Origin of the sequence: Pseudomonas sp. GM25, assembly GCF_000282255.1 — a bacterium.
GTDB lineage: Bacteria > Pseudomonadota > Gammaproteobacteria > Pseudomonadales > Pseudomonadaceae > Aquipseudomonas > Aquipseudomonas aphyarum.
The window spans coordinates 1-7,900 of the sequence record NZ_AKJQ01000080.1; the positions used below are offsets into that span (position 1 = coordinate 1).

Below are 7,900 nucleotides of genomic sequence, written 5' to 3' on the forward strand. Positions count from 1 at the left end.
GCGCCGGCCAGCCGATATTGGCGGTGGCGATGACGTCCGGATGGCCGCTTTCAAGGGCGTTGAGTTTATGCTCGCGTAACTGCCGGGCCAGTGTTGGCTGAGTCAGCGAGTAGGTGCCCGCCGAGCCACAGCACAGATGCGCGTCCGGCACAGTCGTGAGGTTGAAGCCCAGTCGAGTCAGCACCGACTCCACCGCACCGCCCAGTTTCTGCGCGTGCTGCAAAGTACAGGGGCAGTGAAAGGCCAGGCGCTGATCAGCGTGGATGCCGAGGGATTCGAGCGGTTCGTCTCTTAGCACTTCCACCAGATCCCGGGCCAGCGTGCTGACACGTCTTGCCTTCTCGGCGTAGACCGGATCAGCGCCGAGCAAATGCCCGTAGTCCTTGATGAACGCACCGCAACCGCTGGCGGTCTGCACGATCGCCTCGGCACCCCGCTCGATGGCCGGCCACCACGCATCAATATTGTGGCGGGCGCGGTCAAGGCCGGTGGCCTGGGCGTCGAGGTGATAATCCACCGCGCCGCAACAGCCAGCCTCGCGGACCGGGATCACGCTGATGTCCAGACGATCCAGCACCCGTGCCGCTGCTGCATTGGTATTGGGTGACAAACCCGGCTGCACGCAACCCTCCAGCATCAGCACTTGCCGTGCATGGCGGATGACGGGACGTGGTGCGGGCATCACCGCGTCGCGTGGCAGTTTGTCTTGCAGGGCATCGGGCAGTAGCGCCCGGAACATCTGACCGCCATTGACCAACCCTTTGAACAACCGTGGATTGGGCACGATGTTTCGCAACCCTTCACGCAACAAGCGCTGCCCGAGCGGCCGCGGGACGGCGGCGTCCACCACCGCTCGGCCAATGTCGAGCAAGTTGTGATAATCCACGCCGGAAGGGCAGGTGGTTTCACAGTTACGGCACGACAGGCAGCGATCCAGGTGTTGCTGGGTTTTCGCCGTGACTTCGTTGCCTTCAAGCACCTGCTTGATCAAATAGATGCGCCCGCGCGGGCCGTCCAGTTCATCGCCGAGCAATTGATAAGTCGGGCAGGTCGCGTTGCAGAATCCGCAATGAACGCAGGTGCGCAGAATGCGTTCGGCCTCTTCGGCGCGGGGCAGTTGTCGGGCTTGCGGGCTGAGGGTGGTCTGCATGGCTCAAAGCTCCGCGTACAGACGCCCGGGGTTGAAAATGCCCCGGGGGTCGAGTTGTCGTTTGAGTTGGCGGTGATAGTGCAGCAGGGCGGGCGCCAGAGGATGGAACGGTTCATCGATCAGGCCGTGGCTGTAGCAGGTCGCATGCCCGCCGACTTCGCCGACCACTTTGCGAATGGTCGCCGCTTCGGCTGTCGATTTGAGCCAGCGTTGCGCGCCGCCCCAGTCGAGCCACTGCTCGCCGGGCAGGTTCAGGGGCGGCGTGTTGAGCGGCACGGACAGGCGCCAGAGCGGTTGGTCTTCATCGAAGAAGCCCAGGCGTTGCTCGTTGAGGTCGGCCCAGAACGAACTGTCGATCAGCTCTCCGCCAAGGCGATCATGGGCGGCCGCCACTGAACCTTTGCCACCCTCCAGACGCAAGCGCAATTGCCGGCCATCGTGACACGCGGCGCTGATCGGCAACGGCTGCTGGCCCCATTCGGCCAGACGCAGCAGGGCTTGTTCGCCGGTCATTTCCAGGCTGAGGCTCAGGCACGCTCGCGGTTTGGGCAGCACCTTGAGCGAGACTTCCGTGATAACCCCCAGCGAGCCGTAACTGCCGGTCATGAGGCGCGACAGGTCGTAGCCGGCGACGTTTTTCATGACTTCGCCGCCGAAGCGCAGGTGCTTGCCATGCCCCGTGATGATCCGCGTGCCCAGCACAAAATCGCGCACCGATCCCGACCACGGTCGACGCGGCCCGGACAGGCCCGTGGCGATCATGCCGCCGACCGTGGCGTCGTCGGCGAAGGCGGGCGGTTCGCACGCCAGCATCTGTTGCGAGCCGTCCAGCACAGCCAGCAGTTCTGCCAGCGGGGTACCGCAGCGTGCGGTGATCACCAGTTCGGTCGGGTCGTAGCTGACGATGCCGCGATGGGCGCGGGTGTCGAGAATCTCGCCACCGACGATGCGTCCGAGAAACGCCTTGCTGTTCGCCCCCTGGATACGCAGCGGCGTAGCAGTTTCCAGTGCACGGTTGACCTGTTCGAGCAGCGCGGCACTGTCATCGAAATCCTTCGATTCACCCATCAGAACCGCTCCAGTTCGGGGAAGGGCAATTGCCCGTGGTGCACGTGCAGGGCACCGAATTCGGCGCAGCGATGCAGGGTCGGAATGTTTTTGCCGGGATTGAGCAGGCCGCCGGGGTCGAAGGCTGCTTTTACGGCGTGGAACAGGGTCAGCTCATCACGGTTGAACTGCGCGCACATCTGGTTGATTTTTTCCCGGCCCACGCCGTGTTCACCGGTGATGCTGCCGCCAACCTTCACGCACAATTCGAGGATCTTGCCGCCCAGCGCTTCGGCGCGCTCCAGTTCGCCGGGCTGATTGGCGTCGAACAGAATCAGTGGATGCATGTTGCCGTCGCCGGCATGGAAGACGTTGGCAACCCGCAAGCCATATTCGGCTGAAAGCTGCGCAATCGCGTGCAGTACGCCGGGTAGCTCGCGGCGCGGAATGGTGCCGTCCATGCAGTAATAGTCCGGCGACAACCGGCCCACGGCGGGGAAGGCATTCTTGCGTCCGGCCCAGAATCGCACGCGCTCGGCCTCATCCCGGGCCTGGCGCAGTTCGGTGGCGCCGGCGTGTTCGAGCACTTGCCGGACCCGCGCGCAGTCATCGTGGACATCAGCCTCAACGCCATCGAGTTCGCAAAGCAGAATGGCTTCGGCATCCACCGGATAACCGGCGTGAATGAAGTCTTCGGCGGCGCGGATCGCCAGGTTGTCCATCATCTCCAGGCCTCCGGGGATGATGCCGGCGGCGATGATGTCGGCCACTGCGCGGCCGGCCTTTTCCACGGAGTCGAACGCCGCCAGCAGCACTTTGGCAGTCTGCGGTTTGGGCAAGAGTTTGACCGTAACTTCGGTTATCACCCCGAGCAGTCCTTCGGAACCGGTGAACAGTGCCAACAGGTCGAAACCGGGGGAATCCAGCGCGTCCGAGCCCAGCGTCAGATGTTCGCCATCGACTGTAAGAATCTCGACCTTGAGTAGATTGTGCACGGTCAGACCGTACTTGAGGCAATGCACGCCGCCGGCGTTTTCCGCCACGTTGCCGCCGATGGAGCAGGCGATTTGCGAAGACGGATCGGGCGCGTAATACTGCCCGAACGGCGCAGCAGCCTGGGAAATCGCCAGGTTGCGCACCCCGGGTTGAACCCGCGCGGTGCGGGCTTCGGGGTCGATCTGCAGGATATTGTTGAAGCGCGCCATCACCAGCAGCACGCCTTTTTCCAGAGGCAGGGCACCGCCAGACAAACCGGTCCCGGCACCTCGGGCTACCACCGGCACCCGCCGTTCGTCGCAGATTTGCAACACACCCTGAACCTCCTCGATGTGCCGTGGCAGTACCACCAGCAACGGCGTGGTGCGATAGGCGGAAAGGCCATCGCATTCATACGGCTTGAGTTCTTCAAGCTGATGCAGGACTTCAAGATCCGGCCACTGGCGCTGCAGGGCTTGCAACAACGCGGTTTTGTCGACGTCGGGCAAAACACCGTCGACCTGTTCGTCGTAGAGAATGTTCATGATCGCTGGACGACCCTCCGTTGTCGTTATTCGAGGTCGGTGCCGTTTTCCATCATTGGGTCGCTGACACCGAGAAGTAAAGCGTAGCGGCCGGTGGTCCGTTGTCTCCCGCGCTCCTGTAATATGCGGCCACTTCACCCCAACGAGGATGGAAAATGGATTCTCACTCGATTCTGGCCTTTACCCTGGTTGCCGCGATTGCCATCGCAAGCCCGGGGCCTGCGACCCTGATGGCGATCAACAACAGCCTGGCCCACGGTCAGCGTAGCGCGATCTGGTCATCTCTCGGCAATGCCAGCGGCCTGTTCTGTCTGTCGGCGGCGGCGATGCTGGGACTGGGGGCGTTGCTGGCCAGTTCCGAAATGCTGTTCAACGCGGTGAAAATCATCGGTGCCGGTTATCTGTTCTACCTCGGGATCCGGCAGTTGTTCAAAAAGGGTTCGATGCTCCCGGAGAGCGTGGAAGATGAGTCGAAGAAAGTCCGGCCCACTCGCAGTAAACTGTACAAGTCAGCGTTCCTGACGGCCGTGACCAATCCCAAGGCGACAATGTTCTTCACTGCACTGTTTCCGCAATTCATCGATCAGGGCGCGACATTGCTGCCGCAGTTTCTGATCCTCACCTCGATTTTCATGGCGTTGTCGGTGACATCCCTGACGCTCTACGCCGCGCTCGCCTCCCGCGCCAAGGGCGTGCTGACCCGGCCTGCACTGTCCCGATGGGTCAGTCGCGTAGTGGGGACTACGTTTATTGGTTTCGGGGCTGCGATTCTGACGATGCGTCGGCAGGCCGCGTAAGTAAAAGCCGTCCGACTGAAATCAGTCATCCATTCAAGGAAGCATTGCGTGGCACTCAGGGTTTTAGTGGTCGGCGGTTATGGACATTTCGGCAGCATTGTCAGCCGGCATTTGATCGGCATTTGATTGAGATGCCTGACATCGAGCTGCCGAAAATGGTTTTGGATGGATGTTGCCGGTTTTCTGGGGATGTTCGTGATCGTGCTGCTGATGGTGACGAAGATGACGCCGGGACAGTGGGCGGACCTGTTGGTGTAGCGAACGCAACGCCCGATACACCCGCACTGGACGTCGCGTCGTATCAGGCGAAGCTCAATCCAGATCGCTTGCTTGATGTCGCTCTGGAACCTGGCTCGCTTCATCGCCCCACGTCCGGTTGACGCGCTGGCCACGAATCACCGCAGGCCGTTCGGCAATCTCTTGCGCCCACCGCTGCACGTGGGTGTATTCGTGAGCGGAAAGAAACTCGGCGGCGGAGTACACGTTGTTGCGCACCAGTTGCCCGTACCATGGCCAGACCGCGATGTCGGCGATGGTGTACTCGTTGCCGGCGAGGTAGCGGCTTTCGCTCAGGCGGCGATCGAGCACATCCAGCTGCCGCTTGGTTTCCATGGTGAACCGGTTGATCGGGTATTCGAGCTTGTCCGGTGCATACGCGTAGAAATGCCCGAAACCGCCGCCCAGGTAGGGTGCCGAGCCCATCTGCCAGAACAGCCAGTTCAGGGTTTCGGTGCGTCCCGACAGGTCGGTGGGCAGGAAGGCGCCAAATTTTTCCGCCAGATAGAGCAGGATCGAGCCGGATTCGAAGACGCGAATGGCCGGTTCTACACTGCGATCCAGCAGCGCCGGAATTTTCGAATTGGGGTTGATCTCGACAAAGCCGCTGGAGAACTGGTCGCCCTCGTTGATGCGGATCAGCCAGGCGTCGTACTCGGCGTCGGTGCGCCCGAGCGCCAGCAACTCCTCAAGCAGGATGGTCACTTTCACGCCGTTGGGCGTGGCCAGCGAATACAGTTGCAACGGATGCTTGCCGACCGGCAGCGTCTTGTCGTGCGTCGGCCCGGCAATCGGGCGATTGATGCTGGCGAACTGGCCGCCGGACGGAGCGATGTGTTTCCAGACCTTGGGTGGAGCATAGGGCGCCTTGCTCATGAAACGGACCTCATCGGTTGCATGCCGGAATGGAGTGAGCCGGACGGGGAGCGTGCCGGGCTCATGTCGAACAGGACACCATAGAAGGGCGTTTGAATGCCACTGGTTGTTCGCTGAAATGGTTTGGGTAAAAGACAAGCCCCGCAGGTGCCGGGTGACCGCTTCTTCTATATAGAAGAATGTTATTTGTCGGTAGCAGAGCTATGGCGCGGACATGTGCGCAATTGCGCCGGACTCACGCCGAGGCGCTGTTTGAAGGCTGTGGTCATATGCGCCTGCGAGTTGAAACCGCAGGCGAGGGCGATCTGCGAAAGACTATCCGTTGTATCGCGCATTGACGCTCGGGCTTTGGCCAATCGTCTGTCGATCAGGTAACTATGGGGGCTTTTACCGGTTGCCTGCTTGAAGGCACGCATGAAGTAACCCTCGGACAACTCCAGCAATTGCGCCATCGCCGGGACGGCGAGCGGGCTGCCGAGACTGGCGTCGATGAATTCATCCAGCAGGCGCATGCGGCTGCTGGTGATCGAGCCTGGAGGCGACACCGCTTCATGACCTTCGACCCGTTCCGCCAGACCGAGCGCCCAGCTTTCCCAGTCATCATCCAGAGAGGCTTGCAGCAGCGCACTGCGCATTCGCGACGCGAGGTGAATGGCCTGCGGGTCGATGCGATTATTGAACGCCCGGTCACCCGCCAGTGCCGTGCCGTCGGTGCGTATCACTCGCAGGTACTCGCCGCCCATGGGCGACTCGGACAGCACGTCACATCCAGCCGGAACAAACGCCAGGCCATTGGGCATCGCATCGAAGGGGCGTATCCGGTCAGTACCAATGGCGTGCACGCCGTGCTGGCTGTCGAAGGCAAAGCCGATCGCTGACTGGGTCGCCACGTACCGCGCCGAGTAGGCTGCGCCCGGCAGCAACTCGATCGCCCACGGACCGGCCTCGATACGACGTATCGGTTCAGCGACGGTTATGGGGTGGCGCCGGTTTCGATGGTTCATGAGCACCATAGTAGAGAAGAGGTCGGATAAAAGTCAGGTCGGTTTTTTGAAAGCCGACGTGGTGCGTCCGTGCCTAGACTGGGCCAAAGTCCAGGGAGCCATCTAAATGCACACATTCACTCGCGACGACATCGAAAACGCTGCCCGCCAGGTTTACCAGGTGATGCCGCCTACCGCCCAATACCGTTGGCCGTTGCTGGCCGAGCGGTTGGGCTGCACCGTTTGGGTCAAGCATGAAAACCATACACCGACCGGCGCCTTCAAGGTGCGTGGCGGTATCACCTTCATGCACTGGCTGCGTCGTGAGCATCCGGCTGTCAAAGGTATCGTCTCCGCGACGCGCGGCAATCACGGTCAGAGTCTGGCGCTGGCAGCGCGGGCGGTGGGCCTGAAAGCGTTGATCGTAGTACCGCAGGGCAACTCGGTGGAAAAGAACAATGCCATGCGCGGCTTTGGTGGTGAGGTGGTCGAGTACGGGCGTGATTTTGACGAGGCCCGTGAAGAGGCGGCGCGCCTGGCGCAGGAGCATGACCTTTTTCTGGTGCCGCCGTTTCACGTTGAACTGGTCAAGGGCGTGGCGACCTATGCGCTGGAGCTGTTCGGTGCGGCGCCGGATCTGGATACGGTTTACGTGCCCATCGGCTGCGGATCGGGGATCTGTGGTGTCATCGCTGCTCGCGACGCGCTAGGACTGAATACTGAAGTGGTGGGGGTGGTGTCCACGGAGGCCGCGGCTGCCAAGCTGTCGTTCGAAGCGAATGTGATCTGCGAAACGGCGTCGGCGAATACCTTTGCCGATGGCCTGGCTGTGCGCAAGCCGATTGCGCAGGCGTTCGACATCTATAAGGAAGGGGCGGCGAGGATCATCTCGGTCAGCGAAGGCGAGATTGCCGAAGCCATGCGTGTGTATTACACCGATACCCATAACCTTGCAGAGGGTGCAGGCGCCTCAGCGTTGGCTGCGTTGATGCAGGAGCGTGGGAGGATGGAGGGGAAGAAGGTCGGGGTGATTCTGTCCGGGGGGAATATCGACCGGTCGGTGTATGCGAAGGTGATTGGTTGATTACGGATGTGTAGGCGGGGTCGGCATTCAGTGGTAGCGATACGTTCGCGTCTATATAGAAGCGGCCTTTTTCCCTCTCTTGATAGAAAACGCAAATTAAGGGTTGACGGCAGATTCTGAGTCTCTATAATTCGCCCCACTTCCGGCGCAGTCGAAACGGAAAACTC

7 protein-coding genes and 1 pseudogene are annotated in these 7,900 nt (G+C 61.4%); 3 read left to right on the forward strand and 5 right to left on the reverse strand.

The window, feature by feature from the left end; translation table 11 throughout:
- The 3 genes from glcF to glcD all read right to left on the reverse strand — a co-directional run.
- The coding region (gene glcF / locus PMI24_RS27825) for a glycolate oxidase subunit GlcF (protein ID WP_007960090.1) at positions 1-1,150 on the reverse strand (1,150 nt) is incomplete at its 3' end.
- A gap of 3 nt (positions 1,151-1,153) precedes the next feature.
- On the reverse strand, positions 1,154-2,218 hold the full coding sequence (gene glcE, locus PMI24_RS27830; RefSeq protein WP_007960092.1) for a glycolate oxidase subunit GlcE: 1,065 nt from the start codon (positions 2,216-2,218) through the stop codon (positions 1,154-1,156).
- Positions 2,218-3,717, reverse strand: coding sequence for a glycolate oxidase subunit GlcD (gene glcD / locus PMI24_RS27835; protein WP_007960093.1), 1,500 nt, complete (start codon positions 3,715-3,717; stop codon positions 2,218-2,220). The genes glcE and glcD overlap by 1 nt, the downstream gene beginning before the upstream one ends.
- Before the next feature lie 155 nt (positions 3,718-3,872).
- On the opposite strand from glcD, the gene PMI24_RS27840 reads away from it, so the two are divergent.
- Together PMI24_RS27840 and PMI24_RS29565 are read left to right on the forward strand one after the other, a co-directional pair.
- Entirely contained in the window at positions 3,873-4,514 is a 642-nt protein-coding gene (locus PMI24_RS27840) for a LysE family translocator (protein ID WP_007960094.1), read from the forward strand.
- 150 nt (positions 4,515-4,664) lie between these two features.
- Positions 4,665-4,772, forward strand: a pseudogene (locus PMI24_RS29565) (DUF2269 domain-containing protein); the annotation flags it as partial.
- A gap of 54 nt (positions 4,773-4,826) precedes the next feature.
- On the opposite strand, the gene yghU reads toward PMI24_RS29565, so the two are convergent.
- A complete protein-coding gene (gene yghU, locus PMI24_RS27845; protein ID WP_007960095.1) occupies positions 4,827-5,666 on the reverse strand; it encodes a glutathione-dependent disulfide-bond oxidoreductase in 840 nt (279 codons plus the stop codon).
- 182 nt (positions 5,667-5,848) lie between these two features.
- Complete coding sequence (locus PMI24_RS27850; protein ID WP_007960096.1) at positions 5,849-6,679, reverse strand: helix-turn-helix transcriptional regulator; 831 nt, start codon at positions 6,677-6,679, stop codon at positions 5,849-5,851.
- A gap of 97 nt (positions 6,680-6,776) precedes the next feature.
- Here PMI24_RS27850 and PMI24_RS27855 point away from each other — a divergent pair, with 97 nt between their 5' ends.
- Entirely contained in the window at positions 6,777-7,733 is a 957-nt protein-coding gene (locus PMI24_RS27855) for a threonine dehydratase (protein WP_007960097.1), read from the forward strand.
- Positions 7,734-7,900 lie beyond the last annotated feature (167 nt).